The following is a 17868-nucleotide window of genomic DNA, read 5'->3' as shown; positions in this document are numbered from 1 at the left end:
CGGGGAGCCGGTCGGCGTCAGCGCACGAGCCAGCCGCCGTCGACGGGGAGGATCGTCCCCGTGACGTAGGCGGCGGCGTCCGAGGCGAGGAACACGAAGGCGCCCTGCAGGTCCGCGGGGGTGCCCCAGCGGCCGGCGGGAATGCGCGCGACGATCGACGCCTCGCGGGCCTCGTCGGCGCGGATCGCGGCGGTGTTGTCGGTGGCGAGGTAGCCGGGGGCGATCGCGTTGACGGTCACTCCGGAGGCGGCCCACTCGTTCGCGAACGCCTTGGTGAGCCCCGCGACCGCGTGCTTCGACGCGGTGTAGCCGGGGACGGTGATCCCGCCCTGGAAGGACAGCATCGACGCGACGGTGATGATCCGGCCCGAGCCCTGCGCGAGCATCCGCCGGCCGGCCGCCTGGGTGAGGTGGAAGACCGAGTCGAGGTTCACCTTCAGCACCTCGTCCCAGTCCTCGGCGCTGTGCTCGGCCGCGGCGGTGCGCTTGATCGTGCCGGCGTTGTTGACCAGCACGTCGATCCGGCCGAGCTCGCCGACGACCTCGTCGATCGCGGAGTGCAGCTCGGCGGCGGTCGCGGTCGCGAAGTCGCGGCGGATCAGGTGCGCCCGGCGGCCCAGCCCGCGGATCAGCTCGGCCGTCTCGCTCGCGTCGCCCCGGTCGATCAGCGCGATGTCGGCGCCGGCCCCGGCGAGCGCCAGCGCGGCGCCCCGGCCGATGCCGCGGCTGGTCCCGGTGACGGCGGCGACCCGGCCGTCGAGGCGGAAGGCTTCGAGGGTGAAGGCGGCGGGGGCGGAGGTGGGCGCGTCGGCGGTCATGGTCGTGCCTTTCGGAAGGTCGTGGTGAGGGAGCCGATCCCGTCGACGCGGATCGTCACCGCGTCGCCGTCGGCCAGCGGGCGGTGCGCCGCGAGCGCCTCCGGCAGCTTCTGCGGGCTGCCCGTGGCGATCACGTCGCCCGGCTCGAGGGTCATCCCCTCGCTGAGGTGGTGCACGAGCGCCGCCATGCTGAAGACCACGTCGGCGGTGCTCTGCGAGACGGTGACGACGCCGTCGCGGACCACCTCGACGCGGAGGTCGCCGGTGTCCGCGATCTCGTCGGGCGTCACGAGCCACGGGCCGAGCGGCGCGAAGCCGTCGGAGCACTTGCCGAGGGTCCACTGGCTCGAGCGGCCCTGCCAGGTGCGCTCGGAGACGTCGTTGATCACGGTGTAGCCGGCGATGTGCGAGGCCGCCTCGTCGAGCGGGATGTCCCGCCCGCCGCGGCCGATGACGAGCGCGATCTCGCCCTCGTAGTCGACGTCGGTCGCCGTCAGCGGCAGCGTCACCGGGTCGCCCGGGGCGCCGAGCGTGTTCGGCGTCTTGACGAACACGTCGGGTGTCGTCGGCACGGGCCGGTCCTCGCCGCCGGCGGGCACGTGGCCGCGGTAGTTGTAGCCGATGCAGAGGATCTTCCCCGGCACGACCGGCGGCAGCAGGCGGAGGGAGCCGAGCGGGACGGTCGAGGCGCCGACCGCCCGCGCCGCGGTCAGCAGCGCGCGGTCGGCGAGCAGCTCTGTGACGGTCGCGGTGCCCAGGTCGAGGACGCGGTCGCCGTCGCGATCGCCGTCGCCGTCGCCGTCGCCGTCGAGCACGACTCCGGTGCGAGCGCCCTCGGCGCTCTCGAATCGGACGAGTCTCACCAGTAGGGCCGCCATCCCGGTCGGGAGACGCGCATCAGCGCCTCCAGGTAGAAGTAGTCGCCCCAGAGCGAGCCCTCGTCGACGCCGACGTTCTTCGGCAGGTCGTAGACGCTGTGCAGCAGGACGGTGTCCGCGACCTCGGGGCTCTCGGGAGCGCACTCCCGGATCAGCGCCGCGAGGATCCGGTGCGCGGCGTCGCGCCAGCGCTCGGCGCACTCGGCGTCGGTCTCGACCAGCGCCAGCTCGAGCAGTCCGCAGACCGCGATCGCGGCCGCCGAGCTGTCCCGGGGCGCGTCGCTGCCGTCGGCGTAGACGAGGTCCCAGTAGGGGATCAGGTCCTGCGGGAGGTGCGCGAGGAAGTACTCGGCGCACGCGCGCGACGCCTCCAGCAGCGTCTCGTCGCCCAGCACGCGGAAGCCCATCGCGAAGCCGTAGACGCCCCAGGCCTGCCCGCGCGCCCAGCAGGAGTCGTCGAAGGCGCCCTGCTCGGTGCCGCCGCGCAGGGGCTCGCCGGTCTCGGCGTCCCAGTAGAAGGTGTGGAAGGTGGACGAGTCGGGGCGGAGGATGTTCGCCCGCAGCGCCTCGACGTGCCGGGCGACCGCCTCGGGGTAGCGCGGGTCGCCGGTCTGCTCGCCGGCCCAGGTCAGCAGCGGCATGTTCATCAGGGAGTCGATGATCGTCCGGCCGCGCTGCTTCGGATCGCGCAGGTCGCCCCAGGCCTGCACGATGCCGGCCGTCGGCAGGAAGCGCGTCATCAGGTGGTCGGCGGCCTCGAGCGCCGCGGTGCGGCCGGTCTCGTCGCCGAGGAGCCGGAAGGGCGCGACGCAGGAGAGCGTGTAGAGGAAGCCGAGGTCGTGCGTCTCCAGGTCCTCGCCCTCGCGGACGCGGCGGGCGAAGTCCTGCAGGTGGCCGCGGGCAGCGTCGAGGAAGACCTCCTCGCCGGTCGCCTCCCAGGCGATCCACTGCATCCCCGGCCAGAAGCTCGTCGTCCAGCCGCGGTTGGCACCGGCCGCGAAGCCCTGCGTCGCGGGGCGGACCGGGTAGCGGCCGTCCGTGGTCGTGTCGTCCGGGTAGGTCGAGCCGAAGGCCGCGATCATGCGGCGGACGACCTCGAGGGCGTCCGCCACGGCCTGCTCGGTGGTCGTCCTCCCCGTGGTGGGTGGAGTGGTCGTCATGACGGGAGTCCTTCGTGGGAGGTCAGGCCGCGACCGGCTGGTCGGCGGCGAGGGCGGGGCGGAGGGTGAACCGGGCGTTCGCCCAGACCAGGTAGAGGGCGGGAGCGGCCGAGACGCCGAGGGCGAGCGCGGGCGAGGCGGTGAAGAGGTACGCCTGGAACGCGAGCACCAGCAGCGAGACCACCGACAGGTGCCAGCGGCGGGCGGCGAGGAACACCGCCGCCTTCACGGCCTGCCGGAGCGTCGATCCACTCGCCTCCGCGAGGGCGACGAGCGCCACCGGGACGCAGCCGACCACGAGCAGGGCGATGATCGCGAGGAACGGGATGACGACCACGCCGATCTGCATCGGCGCGAGGAACCGCACGTCGACGAGCACCAGGACGACGACCGCGGTGGCGGCGGCCAGCAGCCACACCGGGCGGCGCCAGCTCGCGCGCCACGCCCGCCAGAACGTCCGCACGACCGCGGTCTCGCCGCGGGAGTGCGCCGCGAAGACCGCGGCCGCACCCATCAGCGCCGGCGCGCAGAGCGGCAGCGCCGCCGCGAGCAGCGGCCAGGACAGCACCGGATCCGTCGTCACCAGCAGCAGCACGAGCGGCAGGCAAGCCACCAGGAGCAGCACGTTCGTCACCAGGATCAGGTAGGCGACGCCGAAGAGCGAGGCGTAGAGGCCGTTCGGGATGCGGCGCACGATCAGCCCTTCAGTCCGCTGGTCGCGATGCCCTCGACGAAGTACTTCTGGCCGAGGAGGAAGATCACGGCGATCGGGACCACCGAGATGACCAGGCCCGCGAACAGCAGCGCGTAGTTGGCGTCGTAGAGCGTGCTGACGAAGCTCTGCAGCCCCAGCTGGATCGTCCACAGGTCCGGGTTCCGCAGGTAGATCAGCGGTCCGAGGTAGTCGTTCCAGGTGGCGACGAAGGTGAGCAGTGTGAGGCTCGCGATCGCGGGGATCGACAGCGGCACCATGATCCGCGCCCAGATCCCGTACTCGCTCAGGCCGTCCAGCCGCGCGGCCTCGGAGAGCTCCTCGGGGATCGTCTCGTAGAACTGCTTCATCAGGAACACGCCGAAGGCCCCGAAGGCCTGGATCAGGATGATCGCCCAGAGCGTGTTCGAGACCTTGAGGTTCGACAGCAGGATGAACTGCGGGATCATGTACGACTGCCACGGCACCGCGATCGTCCCGATGTAGACCAGGAAGAGCACGTCCCGGCCGGGGAAGCGCATCCGCGAGAAGCCGTAGGCCGCGAACGAGCCGGTGAGCACCTGCAGGACGGTGACCACGACCGCGAGCAGCAGCGTGTTCCGGATCCAGGTGAGCATGCCCGACTGGGTCCAGATCTCGACGTAGTTGCTCCAGACCCAGGTCTCCGGGAACCACTTCACCGGCACTGAGAAGACCTCGTTCGGCGTCTTCACCGAGCTCGTGATCATCCAGAAGAACGGCAGCAGCAGCGCCGCGGCGGCGATGATCATCACCGCGTAGCCGAGGACGCGGCCCGCCCTGCGCGCCGGGGAGCTGCCGGCCTCCTTGCGCCGCGGCGGCAGCGGCTCGTTCACGCCGACGACGGTGGGGGCGCCGTCCGGGATGAGAAGTCCGGTCATCGGGACTCGCTCCTTCGGTTGAGGAAGAACTGGACGAGCGTCACGAGGATGCAGAGCAGGAAGAGCACGACCGAGACCGCCGACGCGTAGCCGAACTGGTTCTCCTGGAAGCCCTTCTGGTAGATGAACTGCGAGAGGACGAGCGTCGCCTGGCCCGGTCCGCCCTGGGTCATCACGAGGATCAGGTCGAAGATCTTGAACGAGTTGATGGTGAGCATCACCGTCACGAAGAACGTGGTCGGCCGCAGCCCCGGAATCGTCACGTTGACGAAGCGCTGCCAGACGTTCGCGCCGTCCACGCGAGCGGCCTCGTGCAGCTCGCGCGGCACGGTCTGCAGCCCGGCGAGGAACAGGATCATGTAGTAGCCCATGTCCCGCCAGGTGCTGATGATGACGACCGCGGGCATCGCCCACTCGGACGAGGTCAGCCAGCCGGGCGGATCGGAGATGCCGATCAGCCCGAGCAGCTGGTTGATCGGGCCGTACTCCGGGCTGAAGAGCAGGTTCCAGACCACGGCGATCGCGACGATCGAGGTGATGTAGGGGAAGAACGCGGCCGTGCGGAAGAAGGCGACGCCGCGGAGCTTGTTGTTGAGCAGCAGCGCGAGCCCGAGCGAGACGACGAGCGTCAGCGGGATGTGCAGCGCCGCGTAGTAAAGCGTGTTCAGCAGCGCGATGCGGAAGCTCGCGTCGCCGATCAGGCGCTGGAAGTTCGCGATGCCGACCCAGTTCGCCTGACCGAAGACGTTCCAGTCGGTCATCGACATGTAGAAGAGGGTGATCACCGGCACGAGCGTGAGCGCGGCGAAGCCCAGGAAGTTCGGGAGGATGAAGGTCCAGCCGATCAGCATGTTCCGGACGGCGTACGCGGAGCGTCGTCGTCGGGGCGGCAGGGGCGACGGCGTCGGCGGAGTCGACGGGCCGGCGTCCGCGGCGGCGAGGGTCGTCATGAGACCTCCAGGGTCCGAGGGGGGAAGAAGAGGGGGCGGCGGCCGGCCCGCGCGAGGCCGGCCGCCGCGGGGAGTCAGTTCGTGCCGACTTCGTTCTTCACGCGGTCCTCGGCGCTCTTCACGGCGTCGTCGAGGCTCGTGGAGCCCGACATGACGGCGGTGTGCAGGTCGAGGAGCACGTTCTGGACGGCGGCCGTCTTGGCCGAGGTCGGGTTCTCCGGCTTGGTGTCGTGCGTGGACCAGGCGAACTTCGAGACCTCGTCGGTCGGCGCGCTGTCGACCGCGAAGTAGGTCTCGGCGACCGCGTCGCTGGTCAGGGCGGGGGTGATGCCGAGGGAGGCGACGACCTCCGCGCCCTCCTCGCTCGACGCGAACTCGAGGAACTCCTTGGCCGCGGCCTGCTTGCCCGAGTCGATGCCGGCGTTGATGCCGAAGCCGGTCGGGTCGCCGAAGGTCACGGGGGTCTGGTCCATGCCGGTCGTCGACTCGTCGAACTGCGGGATCGGCGCGAAGCCCCACTCGAAGGTGTCCGAGTCGCCGGACGCCTGCTGGGCGATCAGCGACGCGACGAACCAGGTGCCCATCGGCATCATCGCGGCGTTCTGCTTGCCGAACTCGGCCTGGTAGGTGAGCTTGTTCGCGACGATCGTGTTGTACTCCGCCTGCGCACCCGCGTCCTGGAGCGCGAGGGCGCGCTCGTAGTAGGGCTCGAGGTAGCCGTAGTCGGCGTCGAGGATGTCGATGTCCGGGGTCTGCGCGCTCGCGAAGCCCTGCACCGTCGACTGCCAGCTGTGCTCGTAGGTGCCGACGGCGCTGCTGCCGGCCGCGGCGAGCGCGGTGGTCAGCTGCTCGGCGGTGGCCTCGTAGTCGTCCCAGGTCCAGGAGCCGTCGGGGTAGGCGACGCCGGCCTGGTCGAAGAGGGCCTTGTTGTAGAAGAGGACCCAGGAGTCCTGGCGGTAGGGCGCCGCCCACTGCTTGTCGTCGACCTGGTAGGCCTCCACGCCGCCGAGGTCGTCGGGCAGCTCGATGTCGGAGACGTCGAGGAGCTGGCCGCCGGCCTGGTAGGTGACGACGTTCTTGACGTTCTTCTGCGTGACGATGTCCGGACCGCTGCCGGCCGCGAGGTCCGCGGTCATCAGGGTGTCGTAGTTGGTCGCGTCGTACTCCTTGACCTCGATCGTGACGTCGGGGTCCTTCTCGTGGAACGCGTCGGCGAGCGCCTGGAACTCCGGCGTCGTGCTCAGGCTCCAGCCCGAGAGGCTGAGCGTGATCGGGCCGTCGGCGGCGGGCGCGTCGCCGCCCCCGCCCCCGCTCGAGCAGGCGGTGAGGGACAGTGCGGCGACCAGGGCCACTCCGGCGGCGGTCAGTCTTCTCTTCATGCGTGCTGCTCCTTTGCATCTGCGTCCGGGACTCCACCTCGGGTCCTCGGGTACCGGAGCTGCCGAGCGGCGCGTCCGGAATCTGGGAGTCGGTGCTCGGTGACGAGGCCGTCGGGCCAGGTCGCCGTCACGGACAGGGCGTCGCCGTCGAGGGCGACGTCGACGGAGGCGGCCGCGACAGGGGCCTCCGCTCCGGCCGTCGCTCCGGCGGTGAGACCGACCAGCGCGACGACGAGCGCGTCGACCTCCGCCGGGACGGTGAGGATCGGCACGCCGACCGCGGGGCCGAGCGGGCTCGCGCCGTCGCGGGCGACGACCTCGGCGACGGCGCCGGGGGTGAGGGAGGCGTGCGGGAGAAGGGACAGCGTGCTGGTGAGGCGGCCGTTCGAGGCCGTGGCCGTCTCGGCGGTCGTGTCCGCGGCGATCTCGGCGCCGGCCAGCGGCCAGCCGCCGATCCGCAGGGCGATCTCCTCCGGCCGCACGCCCTCGGCGAGCTCGTCGATCCGCGCGAGCCGCACCTCCCACGGGCCGCGCACCAGCGAGTGCACGCTGATCCGGCCGGCGACGCGGACGGCTCCGCGCAGGCCCTCGCCGTGCCGGTGGCTGCTGCGCTCCGGAGTGATCCAGTGCGCGTCCCCGCTCGAGCCGGCGACGCCGACGCGGCCGTCCGCATCCAGGCGGACCTCGGTGAGCGTCATGCCGGTGCGGTGGGTCGCGTCGCCCGCGGCGTCGACCAGCGCGACGCTCTGCTCGAGTGCCTCCGACCAGCCGCGCTCGTCGAGCAGCGGCGCGGTCACGGTGGAGTAGCCCAGGCGCGCGTAGAGCGGCGAGTCGCCGGTCGTCGCGCCGGGCAGCGCCTTGTCGGTGCCGTGGTTGACGACGCGGACGACGCCGTCGGCCCGCGTGCCCGAGACGATCCAGCCGGGCGAGACGATCGCGCGGAGGTCCTCGCCCTGCTCGATCGGGAGCAGGGCGGCCGGGAGCGGCTCGGTCGGCGCGGCCCAGACCGGGTGCTCGGCCGGGAGCAGGATGCCGAGCATGCCCTTGACCGCCCAGTAGGGCGAGCCGGGGCCGGAGTAGGACTGCGCGAGCTCGCGCCACGGGTCGTGCCAGCCCATCGAGAGCAGACCGTCCTCGCCGGGGGCGCCGTTCTCGGCGAAGTGCCCGACGATCGCGCTCGCGGCACGGCGGAGCCGGCCCGGGGAGTGCGAGGGCACCTCGGCGATCACACCGGCCCAGAACGGCGCGGCGGCGGCGAAGCGGTAGATCAGGCTGCGGCCCTGCAGCAGCGGCGAGCCGTCGCCGCCGACCAGCGCGAGGGCGTCGGAGAGGTAGCGGTCGAGCCGGGCGACGTCGGCGGCGGCACGCGGGGCGGCCAGCTCGGCCGCGCCGGACATCCGCGCCCAGAGCACCGGGTACACGTGCAGGGCCCAGCCGACGTAGTGGTCGAAGGCGCGCTCCGCGCCGTCGGCGAGCCAGCCGTCCTCGCGGACGAAGGAGTCGTGCCGGGCGAGGTCCGCGGCGACGTCCTGCGCGGACCACGGGCCGCCGACCGAGCGGAGGAAGGTCTCGACGACCAGGCGGAACCAGACCCAGTTGGTCTGCGGGTAGCTGTCGTCGCCGACGACGGGGGCGAGGTAGTCGACGACGCGCTGCTGGGTCCGCGCGTCGAGGCGGTCCCAGATCCAGGGGCGGGTGAGGTCGAGCACGAGCGCGATCGACGCGGCCTCGACCTTGGCCTGGGCGTGCTCGTCGATCCGCACCCAGCGGTCCTCCGCGTCGGGGTCGACGCCGGTCTCGACGCCGCGGCGGTAGAAGTCGATCAGGTCGTCGACGCCCTCGCCGCGGGCGCCGGCGATGCGGAAGCCGGCGAGCAGGAAGGTGCGAGCGAAGCCCTCGAGGCCGTCGACCGCGCGGCCGTAGCCGCCCTCGGCGCCGGGGAGGGTGATCCGGCCGTGGCCGGCGCTGGCGTGGGGGACCACGGCGGCGAGGAGCGCGTCGGCGACGGCGAGCCAGTGCTCGCGCGTCCAGTCGGCGCGGAGGTTCCCCTCGTTCACGGTGGTTCTCCTTTGAATCGTGTCATCCCGGCGCCGTGCGCTGCTCTGAGCGACCGGGACTGAACAGAACAGGAGCATACATACGGAAATCGATCACTTCAATGTTTTGGTTGAAGCAAATTGATTGATTATGATCGATTGCATGCCTCAGCACCCCGACCCGGCATCGTCGCCGGGCCCGATCGAGTCCTTCCGCGGCCCGCTCGCCGCCGCGTTCTCGCCGGACCGCCCGCTGTCCGCGCGCGGGCTCCTCGTCGACCCCGACCGGTCGCTGCCGGTGCCGACCGCCGCCGACCGGGGCGCCTGGGCCGCGGCCGACGCGCCGACCCTCGCCGCGGTCGCCGAGCGCGCCGCCGCCGACCTGCTCGTGCCCTGGCCGCAGCCGCTCGCGAGCGAGGCCGTCCGCGTGCACCGCGACGGGAACCGGGACCGCTGGGAGCGGAGCGCGTTCGAGCGGCAGCGGCGGCTGAGCCGCGCGGTGCTGCTGGCGGCGAGCACCGGGGGCTCCGCGGGCGACGGCACGGGTGACGGCTCCGACTCCGACTCTGACGCCGGCTCCGACGCCGACTCCTGGCTCGACGAGGTCGCCGACGGCGTGCAGCTGCTCTGCGAGCAGAGCTCCTGGTGCTGGCCCGCCCACGACGACGCGCTCCGCCGGCACGGCTCCGTCCTCGCCGACGTCGCCGACCCCTTCCTCGACCTCGGCGCCGGCGAGGTCGTCGGCCAGCTCGCCTGGCTCGACCACGTCCTCGGCGAGCGCCTCGACGACCGCTATCCCGGGCTGCGCCGCAGGATCCGCCGTGAGACCCGCGAGCGCGTGCTCGCCCCGTTCCTCGCCCGCGACGACTGGCACTGGCTCGGCCTCGACGGCGACGTGCACAACTGGAACCCCTGGATCACCGGCAACGTGCTGGTCGCCGCCCTGCGCCTGCTCGATGCTCCGGGCGAGGAGGACGAGCGCGCCGCCGTCGTCACCCGCGCCGTCGCCGCCCTGGACCGCTACGTCGCCGTGCTCCCGGCCGACGGCGCGATCGACGAGGGCTACGCCTACTGGTGGAACGGCGCCTGCCGCGCCCTCGAGGCCCTCGACGTCCTCGCGCACGCGACCGGCGGCGCCTGGGACGCCTCGGCCGTGCCCGCCCTGCGCGCGACCGTCGCCTTCCCGCACCGCTCGCACCTCGGCGGCGACTGGTACGTCGCGCACGCCGACGGCCAGGCGCTGCAGTCGCGCGACCAGCCCTGGCACGCGGTGCACCGGGCCGGCCGACGGGTCGGCGACGCCGCCGCGATGGCGCACGCGGCGGCGCAGCGCTCCCCCGGCGAGCCCGCCGCCTCCGAGAAGGAGGGGCTCGGCCGCCTGCTGCGCGGGGCGACAGACCCGCTCTGGACCTCCGCCCCCGCGGCGCTCCCGCCGCTCCCCCGCGAGGTCTGGCTCGAGTCCGTGCAGGTGCTCCTGGCCCGCACCGTCGAGGGATCGCCGGCCGGCCTGACCCTCGTCGCCAAGGGCGGGCACAACGCCGAGCACCACAACCACAACGACGTCGGCGCGTTCCAGGTGGCGAGTGACGGCGTGCCCGTCGTCGTCGACGCCGGCCGGCCCACCTACACCGCCGCCACCTTCGGCCCGGAGCGCTACCGCATCTGGACGATGCGGAGCGAGTGGCACAACCTGCCCGTCGTCCGCGGCATCGGGCAGCCGCCCGGGCGGGAGGCGGCCGCCGCGGACGTCTCGGTGGCCCTGGGCGAGGCGTCCGCGGGCTTCTCCGCCGAGCTCGCCGCCGCCTACCCCGGGACGGGCCTGCGCTCCTGGCGCCGCACCGTCGCCCTCGACCGCCCGTCCGCAAGGGTCGTCCTCGAGGACCGCTGGGACCTCGCCCCGTGGGACGATCAGGACGATGAGCCCGGCACCACGATCCGCCTGCTCCTCGCGGGAGACGTCGTGATCGAGCGCGGAGCCGCCCGCGTCCGTCCGCTCGCCGGCGCCCGGCCGCTCCGAATCTCCTGGGATCCGTCCTGCGAGCACCGCGAGACCGTCCGGCCGCTGGAGGATCCGATGCTCTCGAGCGTCTGGGGCGAGCGGCTCACGCTGCTCGAGATCGACGCCACGGCGCGCAGAGACCTGCGGATCGCGATAGACCTGGACCCACCGATCGGAGAGCAACGATGAGCGACCAGACCCAGTCACCACCCCTCGCCGCCGAGCGACGGGCGCACATCCTCGCGGCGCTGGGCGTCGACGGCGCCGTCCGCATCTCCCAGCTGACCGAGGCGCTCGGCGTCGCGACGGTCACGCTCCGCCGCGACCTGGTGCAGATGGAGCGCGAGGGCCTGCTCAGCCGCGTGCACGGCGGCGCGGTCGTCCTCTCCGGCTCGGCCGGCCAGAAGGCGCCCGCCCCGGAGCCGGAGGAGGTCCAGCTCGGCTCGATCGCCGTCCTGGTCCCCTCGCTGAACTACTACTGGCCCGGAGTGCTGCACGGGATGGAGGCGACCGGCCGCAGTCTCGGCTACGACGTCGTCCTGCGCGGCGCCTCCTACGAGCTCCAGGACGAGCGCCCCGTGCTCGAGCGCCTGCTGCGCTCCGGCGACGTGCGGGGGCTGATCGTCGCCCCCAACACCGACACCGCGCACTCGGGCGACGTCCTCCGCTGGCTCGCCGACTGCGGCGTGCCCTCGGTCCTGGTCGAGCGCGACGCCGTCCTCGAGCCGGAGGGCACGCCCGCGGAGTCGGTCACCACCGACCACGCGCTCGGCGCCGTCCTCGCCGCCCGGCACCTCGCCGAGCTCGGGCACCGCAAGGTCGGCCTGATCCTCTCGCGCAACTCGCCGACCTCGCGCAAGATCACCGCCGGCTGGCTGTCCGCCTGCGAGGAGCTCGGCCTGACCCCCGCCGACCACTTCGAGGAGACGCTGCCCGACCGGGCCAGCGCCGACTTCTCCGAGGTCGTGAACGCCGCCCTCGAGACGGCCCTCGAGACCGGCGTCACCGCGCTGCTCGTGCACTCCGACCCCGAGGCGATGGCCTTCGTCGATCTGGCGCTCAACCGCGGCATCTCCGTGCCCGGCGACCTCTCCGTGATCGCGTACGACGACGAGGTGGCCCAGCTCTTCACCCCGGCGCTGACCGCGGTGAGCCCACCGCGCGCTGGGGTCGGCGAGGCCGCCGTTCGCCTGCTCGTGCAGCGGATCGAGGACCCGGCGCGGCCCGTGCACCGCGTGCAGCTCAGCCCGAGCCTGATCGTGCGGGCGTCCACCGCGGCGCCCGGGCGGCACGCGGACGGGCGGGCTGGGGACGGGCGGCCCGCGGACGACGCGCGGTGATCGACCGCCACGAGCACTCGCCGTGGTCGTTCTGGGCCGAGGCCTCGCCGGAGCGGCGGGAGCACCAGCTCGGCCTCCAGCGCGAGCTCCTGGCGGCGCACCCCGGCTGGAGCCTCGGCGCGGACTGCTTCGTCTCCGAGTCCGCCGCGCTCGACCCGGAGCGCCTGGTGCTGGGCGACCGCTCGTACATCGCCGCGGGCGCCTACCTGACCGGCGACGTCGAGGTGGGCGCCGACTGCTCGCTCAACCCGTACACGGTGGTGCGCGGCGACGTCGTCCTCGGCTCGGCCGTGCGGGTCGGCGCGCACACGTCGATCCTCGGCTTCAACCACTCGATGGAGCCCGGCACGGAGGTGTTCCGCCAGCCGCTGACCTCCCGCGGCGTCCACATCGGCGACGACGTCTGGATCGGCTCGCACGTGGTGGTGCTCGACGGGGTGACGGTCGGCGACCACGCGGTGCTGGCGGCCGGCGCGGTCGTGACGAAGGACGTGGCGGCCGGCGCGGTCGTCGGCGGCAACCCCGCGCGGCGGCTGCGTTGGCGGGTGCCGCCCGTCGCCGCGGAGGTCTCGGACGCCGCGCGCCTGGCGGACCGCGCCCGCGAGGAGATCGAGGGGATCCTCCGCGGAGCGCTCGTGGACGCCGGGCCGGCACCCGACGACGGACCCGCCTTCCGCGGCGGACCTGCACTCCACGACGGACCTGCACTCAGCGACGGGCCTGCACTCAGCGCCGGACCTGCACTCAGCGCCGGGCCCGCACTCCACGACGGGCCCGCCTTCCGCGACCGGCCGGGCGCCGCCCCGACCGACCGCGCGCTCGGCGACGCGGTCGAGCTCGCCGACCTCCTGCTCGGCACGCCGCCTCCCGGCGTCGACCCCGCCGCGGTCGTCGCGCGGCTGCGCGGACTGCCGGTCCCGGGGATGGACGTGTGGACCGATCCGGAGGCCGCGTACCGCGTGCTGAGCGCGGGCTACGCGCTCGACCTCCTCGGGTCGGAGTTCGCCCGGCCGCTGACCGCCGTGACCGAGGAGACCCCCGCGGGCCTCGTCGCGCGGCTCGACGGGCTGCGCTGGCGCGACGATCCGTGGAACGCGGGCCACCACGTCGACGCCCTCGGCACCGCGCTGCACTGGACCCGCCGCCGCGGCGATCCGGTGCCGGTCGGCTTCGAGGAGGCGCTCTTCGGCTGGCTGCTCACCCGCGCCGATCCCCGCAGCGGCATGTGGGGCGAGGCCTCAGCCGATCGCAGACTGCTCCTGCTCGTCAACGGCGCGTACCGCGCGACCCGCGGCACCTTCGCTCAGCACGGACGCCCGCTCCCCTACCCTGACGCCGTCCGCGACACCGTGCTCCGGCACGCCCGCGACGACCGCTGGTTCCGGCCCGAGCGCGTCGACGCCTGCGCCGCCCTCGACCTCGTCCACCCGCTCTGGCTCACCCGCGGCAGCACCTACCGCGCCGCCGAGGTCGAGCCGCTGGCGCGGACCCTGCTCGCGCAGGTCCTCGCGCGCTGGCGCCCGGGCCGCGGCTTCGCCTTCCGCCTGGACGCCGCCGACGCCGGCCTGCAGGGCACCGAGATGTGGCTCGCCGTCCTCTGGTACCTCGCCGATCTCCTCGGCGCCTCCGACGCCCTCGGCTACCGCCCCCGCGGCGTCCACCGCCCGGACCCGGCCCCGCCGCGCTGACCCCGCACCCCGCGCACCAGGCTGCCCCCGCAGCCCGCGCACCCATGCTGATCGAGTAGCCCGCGCAGCGGGCGTATCGAGATCCACGTGATCGGACGGCGGATCTGCAGACCCGACTGCTGACGCCGCCGGGTCTCGATACGCCGCCCCCGGCGGCTACTCGACCAGCCGGGGCCCTCCCGCGAGTGGACCCGGAACGGGACCCGGCCGAGCGCCGGACCCCGATACGCGTCCCCTCGCGCGCCTCAGCGCCTACGACTGGACGCATACCGGGGCCTGCTCGAAACTGCGCGCCCCTCACGGGTCCGTTCGAGGACCCCTGCTGATCGAGCAGCCCGCGCAGCGGGCGCATCGAGATCCCCGCACCCCGCACGGCCGCGCCGCTCAGGGGATCAGCCGCCGGTCGCGGAGGTCCTGGAAGAGGCGCAGGAACATCGCCTCGGTGTCGACGTACTCGTGGAAGCCCGCGCGCCGCGACTTGGAGGTGTCGGCGATGACGTCGTAGTCCCAGCCGAAGACGAAGTCGCCGAACCGCCAGGACGACACGTCCTCGTACGGGGTGGGCACGAGCCCGTGGCGCTCGATCATCGCCTGCCAGAGGGCGCCCTTGTCGGCCATCACCTCGGTCAGGCTCATCGGCAGCGGCGGGGCGACCTCGAGATCGAAGAACGCGGCGACCCTCGGCCACATCGACGACCACCGGAACAGGTCGCCGTTCGTGATGTTGTACGCCTGATCGCGGCTGCCCGGATCGGTCGCCGCCCAGACGGTGGCCTTCGCGAGGAGATCCGCGTCGGTCATCTCGATCAGGCTCGTGTACGCGCCGGGCGCCCCGGGGAAGCGCAGCGGGATCCCGAGCTCCCGGCTCATCGAGGCGTAGACGGCGATCACCATCGCGAGGTTCATCGGGTTGCCGAGGCCGACGCCGGCGACGACCGACGGGCGCAGCGCGGACCAGGACCACCGGGCGCCCGCCGTCCGGTTCTCGAGGAAGCGCTGCTGGTCGACGTTGAACTCCGGCGGCATGTGCGGCGGGTCGTCCTCCCTCGCGGGCGTGGCGAACGGCCCGAGGTGCGCTCCGTAGACCTTGTAGCCCTGCATCAGCGAGACGTGCTCGAGACCCGGGGCGACGGGCTCGATCGCGTCGACGACGTGGGTGAGCATCGCCAGGTTGGGCGCGACCAGCTCCGCCCAGGTCGGCCGGTCCTGATACGCGGCGTAGAAGACGTGCGTGACCGCCGTCTCCTCCGCGAGGGCCGCCGCCGTCGCCTCCCGGTCGAGCAGGTCGACCGCGATCTGCCGCACCCGAGCGGTGTCCGCGCCGCCGCGCCGCGAGACGCCGACGACGTCCCAGTCGCCCTCCTGCTCGAGGTGCCGGATCAGATTCCCCCCGATCACTCCTCGCGCTCCGATCACCAGTGCTGTCCTCGTCATGCGGCTCTCTCCTCACATCGTGTTTTCACGATGCCTGTCTAGCAGACATCGGGATATCGCGATGTGGCGATAAGCTGGCGGCATGACGGAGCTGAGCGACGAGGAACTGGTGACGGCATTCAAGGCGCTCGGGCATCCGACGCGTCTGGCGATCCTCGGCTGGCTGAAGGAGCCCGGCTCCTTCCCCCCGCAGGACAGGCCGGCCGAGGATGTCGGCGTGTGCCTCAAGCACATCCAGGCCCGCGCCGACGTGTCGCAGTCCACGGCGTCGCAGTTCATGGCGACCCTGCAGCGGGCCGGCCTGGTCACCTGCACCCGGATCGGTCCGTGGTCGCACTACCGGCGCAACGAGGAGACCCTCGCCGCCCTCGGCCTGGCCGTGCTCGACGGCGTTCAGGCCTCCTGACGACGCTCGAGTCGCGTCGCCAGCGCGGCGGCGGCCGCCACGCCGACCGTGTCGACCGGCTCCCGGCCGAGGAGTGCGGCCAAGTCGCCGCCCGGCTCCCCGAGGAAGCCGTGGCGGACCGCCGTGTGGATCGACATCAGCATCGCGGGCTGGAACGGCTTCAGTCCCGCGGACCCGTACGACGCCCGGCGCTCCGCGAGGTCGAGGTCGTCGAGCGGGACGCCCAGTCGGCCTGCGACGTCGCCCGCGGTGATGCCCGGCCCCACCAGGTCGTAGCACCGGCCCTCGTGCTCCCCCGGTGTCGCAGCGACCGTCGCGGCGACGTCCGCCAGGTCCTCGCGGGCGACGGCGGCCAGCGCTCCTTCGCCGAACGCCGAGACCAGCCGCGGCCCGGACCAGGTGAGGAGCGAGCCGAAGAGGTCAGCGTAGAGGCCGTTGCGGAGGACCGTCCAGCGGAGGGACCCGCGGGCGAGGCGGCGCTCGGTCCAGCGGTGCGCGAGGGCGAAGGCGAGGTGGTCGCCGGCCGTGGTGACGCTCGTGTAGACGACGTGCCGGACGCCGTCGCGCTCCGCCGCGGCGAGCGCCGTCTCGTGCCGCGCGACGACGACGTCGTCCTCCGCCTCGCCCGCCGACACGAGGACGAGGGTGTCCACGCCGGCGAAGGAGACGGTCGACGGATCGTCGAGGTCGATCCTGCGCAGACCCGGCCTCTCCTGGCGGCTGCTGCCGATCGCGGGGACTCCGCGCCGGAGGAGGGTGTCGAGGATCGCGGAGCCGAGCTGCCCGGTCGCGCCGGTGACGAGGATCACGGTCTCACCTTTCGTGGTTCTGCGGGATGACTACGCTCTGATCGTGCTGCGCCCCGTCAGCCCCGACAAGGAGGCACTCTCGTGTCACTCACGCACACCGGAGTAACCGCCGACCTCGAGCCCTGCGGCCGGGAGGACCATCCCGACTGCGGGATCCGCGACGTCCTGACCCGGGTCGGCGACACCTGGTCGGTGCTCGTGATCGTCGAGCTCGCGAGCGGTGAGCGGCGCTTCCGCGAGCTCCAGCGCGCGATCGACGGGATCTCGCAGCGCATGCTGACGCTGACCCTCCGCCGCCTCGAGCGGGACGGCCTGGTCGCGCGTACCGTCTTCCCGACGGTGCCGGCGCAGGTGTCCTACGCCCTCACCGCCTCCGGCAGCAGCCTCACCCACCTCGTGAAGGCCCTCGCCGACTGGTCGCTCGAGCAGCGGCCGGCGATCGCCGCGGCCCGCGACCGCTACGACGAGCAGAACCCGGGGCACGCCCTCCGCTGACGCGCTGCCCGGGGAGGAGAATGGCCCGGTGGACATGCGGACCGTCGAAGTGCTGAAGGCGCTGGGCAACCCCACCCGCCTGCAGATCATGGAGTGGCTGCGGACGCCCGAGGCCTCCTTCAGCGAGTACGAGCCCATCGCCGACCGCGCCTCGGGCCCCTTCATGCTGATCGAGTAGCCCGCGCAGCGGACGTATCGAGATCCACCGTCGCCAGGACGCCGGGTCTCGATACGCCGCCTCCGGCGCCTACTCGACCAACATGGAAGGCACCGCCGGAGGCGCCTACTCGACCAGCATGCGGGCACCGCCTGAGGCGGTTACTCCGCCGGCAGCAGCTCCGCCACCAGCGCCTGCACGCGGGCGCGGATGTCGTCGCGGATCGGGCGGACCTCCTCGAGGGGGCGGCCCTTGGGGTCGGCGAGGTCCCAGTCCTCGTAGCGCTTGCCCGGGAAGACCGGGCAGACGTCGCCGCAGCCCATCGTGATCACGACGTCCGAGGCCTGCACCTGCTCGGTCGTCATCAGCTGCGGGACCGCCTGCGAGATGTCGATGCCCTCCTCCGCCATCGCCGCGACCGCGACCGGGTTGATGCTCTCGCCCGGCTCGGAGCCGCCGGAGCGCACCTAGACGGCACCGCCCGAGAGCTCGCGCAGGTAGCCGGCGGCCATCTGCGAGCGGCCGGCGTTGTGGATGCAGACGAAGAGGACGGTGGGGGCGGTCATCCCGGGCTCCTGAAGGTGAGGGGGCTGCCCGCGTCGATCGACACCGGCGCGACCGAATCTACCGACAGCGCCCAACGTCTTCGCGTTCACCGGGGCCCCAGCGGTGACGCGCCGGCGGGCTCCGCCTCCTCGCCTTCGCAGA

16 protein-coding genes and 1 pseudogene are annotated in these 17868 nt (G+C 73.2%); 6 read left to right on the top strand and 11 right to left on the bottom strand.

The genetic code is table 11. From position 1 onward, the window contains the following. Nucleotides 1–17: 17 nt before the first annotated feature. The 8 genes from kduD to GTU73_RS01300 form a co-directional block, all read right to left on the bottom strand. On the bottom strand, nt 18–818 hold the full coding sequence (kduD, locus tag GTU73_RS01335) for a 2-dehydro-3-deoxy-D-gluconate 5-dehydrogenase KduD (RefSeq protein WP_160086301.1): 801 nt from the start codon (nt 816–818) through the stop codon (nt 18–20). Then, nucleotides 815–1681 (bottom strand): fumarylacetoacetate hydrolase family protein, encoded by an 867-nt coding sequence (locus GTU73_RS01330; protein WP_244231726.1) that lies wholly within the window; start codon nt 1679–1681, stop codon nt 815–817. The genes kduD and GTU73_RS01330 overlap by 4 nt, the downstream gene beginning before the upstream one ends. Beyond that, nucleotides 1678–2856 (bottom strand): glycoside hydrolase family 88 protein, encoded by a 1179-nt coding sequence (locus tag GTU73_RS01325; RefSeq protein ID WP_160086297.1) that lies wholly within the window; start codon nt 2854–2856, stop codon nt 1678–1680. The genes GTU73_RS01330 and GTU73_RS01325 overlap by 4 nt, the downstream gene beginning before the upstream one ends. Nucleotides 2857–2878: 22 nt before the next feature. Next, the gene (locus GTU73_RS01320; protein WP_160086295.1) at nt 2879–3550 is read right to left on the bottom strand and encodes a ferredoxin-NADPH reductase; all 672 of its coding nucleotides are present in this window, start codon (nt 3548–3550) and stop codon (nt 2879–2881) included. 2 nt (nt 3551–3552) lie between these two features. Further along, nucleotides 3553–4467: a carbohydrate ABC transporter permease gene (locus GTU73_RS01315; protein WP_160086293.1), complete on the bottom strand. Its 915-nt coding sequence runs from the start codon at nt 4465–4467 to the stop codon at nt 3553–3555. Beyond that, nucleotides 4464–5417 carry a sugar ABC transporter permease gene (locus tag GTU73_RS01310; RefSeq protein WP_160086291.1) on the bottom strand — a complete coding sequence of 318 codons (954 nt, stop codon included), beginning with the start codon at nt 5415–5417 and terminating at the stop codon, nt 4464–4466. The genes GTU73_RS01315 and GTU73_RS01310 overlap by 4 nt, the downstream gene beginning before the upstream one ends. A gap of 74 nt (nt 5418–5491) precedes the next feature. Next, on the bottom strand, nt 5492–6796 hold the full coding sequence (locus GTU73_RS01305; RefSeq protein WP_160086289.1) for an extracellular solute-binding protein: 1305 nt from the start codon (nt 6794–6796) through the stop codon (nt 5492–5494). Then, complete coding sequence (locus tag GTU73_RS01300; RefSeq protein WP_244231725.1) at nt 6793–8853, bottom strand: DUF2264 domain-containing protein; 2061 nt, start codon at nt 8851–8853, stop codon at nt 6793–6795. The genes GTU73_RS01305 and GTU73_RS01300 overlap by 4 nt, the downstream gene beginning before the upstream one ends. Nucleotides 8854–8995: 142 nt before the next feature. On the opposite strand from GTU73_RS01300, the gene GTU73_RS01295 reads away from it, so the two are divergent. The 3 genes from GTU73_RS01295 to GTU73_RS19440 are packed head-to-tail and all read left to right on the top strand — an operon-like array spanning nt 8996 to nt 13859. Continuing rightward, on the top strand, nt 8996–11020 hold the full coding sequence (locus GTU73_RS01295) for a heparinase II/III family protein (RefSeq protein ID WP_160086285.1): 2025 nt from the start codon (nt 8996–8998) through the stop codon (nt 11018–11020). Then, a complete protein-coding gene (locus GTU73_RS01290) occupies nt 11017–12171 on the top strand; it encodes a substrate-binding domain-containing protein (protein ID WP_160086283.1) in 1155 nt (384 codons plus the stop codon). The genes GTU73_RS01295 and GTU73_RS01290 overlap by 4 nt, the downstream gene beginning before the upstream one ends. Further along, entirely contained in the window at nt 12168–13859 is a 1692-nt protein-coding gene (locus tag GTU73_RS19440) for an acyltransferase (protein ID WP_160086281.1), read from the top strand. The genes GTU73_RS01290 and GTU73_RS19440 overlap by 4 nt, the downstream gene beginning before the upstream one ends. A 384-nt stretch (nt 13860–14243) precedes the next feature. Here the strand turns inward: GTU73_RS19440 and GTU73_RS01280 are convergent, their stop codons facing one another. Then, the gene (locus GTU73_RS01280; RefSeq protein WP_160086279.1) at nt 14244–15293 is read right to left on the bottom strand and encodes an SDR family oxidoreductase; all 1050 of its coding nucleotides are present in this window, start codon (nt 15291–15293) and stop codon (nt 14244–14246) included. Nucleotides 15294–15375: 82 nt separating this feature from the next. On the opposite strand from GTU73_RS01280, the gene GTU73_RS01275 reads away from it, so the two are divergent. Then, entirely contained in the window at nt 15376–15699 is a 324-nt protein-coding gene (locus GTU73_RS01275; RefSeq protein WP_160086277.1) for a metalloregulator ArsR/SmtB family transcription factor, read from the top strand. On the opposite strand, the gene GTU73_RS01270 is transcribed toward GTU73_RS01275, so the two are convergent. After that, complete coding sequence (locus tag GTU73_RS01270) at nt 15687–16508, bottom strand: NAD(P)H-binding protein (RefSeq protein WP_160086275.1); 822 nt, start codon at nt 16506–16508, stop codon at nt 15687–15689. The two genes, GTU73_RS01275 and GTU73_RS01270, sit on opposite strands and share 13 nt — an antisense overlap. Nucleotides 16509–16589: 81 nt before the next feature. On the opposite strand from GTU73_RS01270, the gene GTU73_RS01265 reads away from it, so the two are divergent. Together GTU73_RS01265 and GTU73_RS01260 are read left to right on the top strand one after the other, a co-directional pair. Beyond that, nucleotides 16590–17003, top strand: a complete 414-nt coding sequence (locus tag GTU73_RS01265; RefSeq protein WP_160086273.1) for a helix-turn-helix domain-containing protein — start codon at nt 16590–16592, stop codon at nt 17001–17003. A gap of 28 nt (nt 17004–17031) precedes the next feature. Next, complete coding sequence (locus GTU73_RS01260; RefSeq protein ID WP_208543711.1) at nt 17032–17181, top strand: helix-turn-helix transcriptional regulator; 150 nt, start codon at nt 17032–17034, stop codon at nt 17179–17181. A gap of 140 nt (nt 17182–17321) precedes the next feature. Here GTU73_RS01260 and GTU73_RS01255 read toward each other — a convergent pair. Further along, nucleotides 17322–17726 (bottom strand): annotated as a pseudogene (locus GTU73_RS01255) (arsenate reductase ArsC). Nucleotides 17727–17868 lie beyond the last annotated feature (142 nt).

Source organism: Rathayibacter sp. VKM Ac-2804 (assembly GCF_009866655.1).
In the GTDB taxonomy this organism is placed as follows: Bacteria; Actinomycetota; Actinomycetes; order Actinomycetales; family Microbacteriaceae; genus Rathayibacter.
Note: the sequence above shows the minus strand (reverse complement) of the source record. Positions and strands in the feature narration are given on the sequence as shown.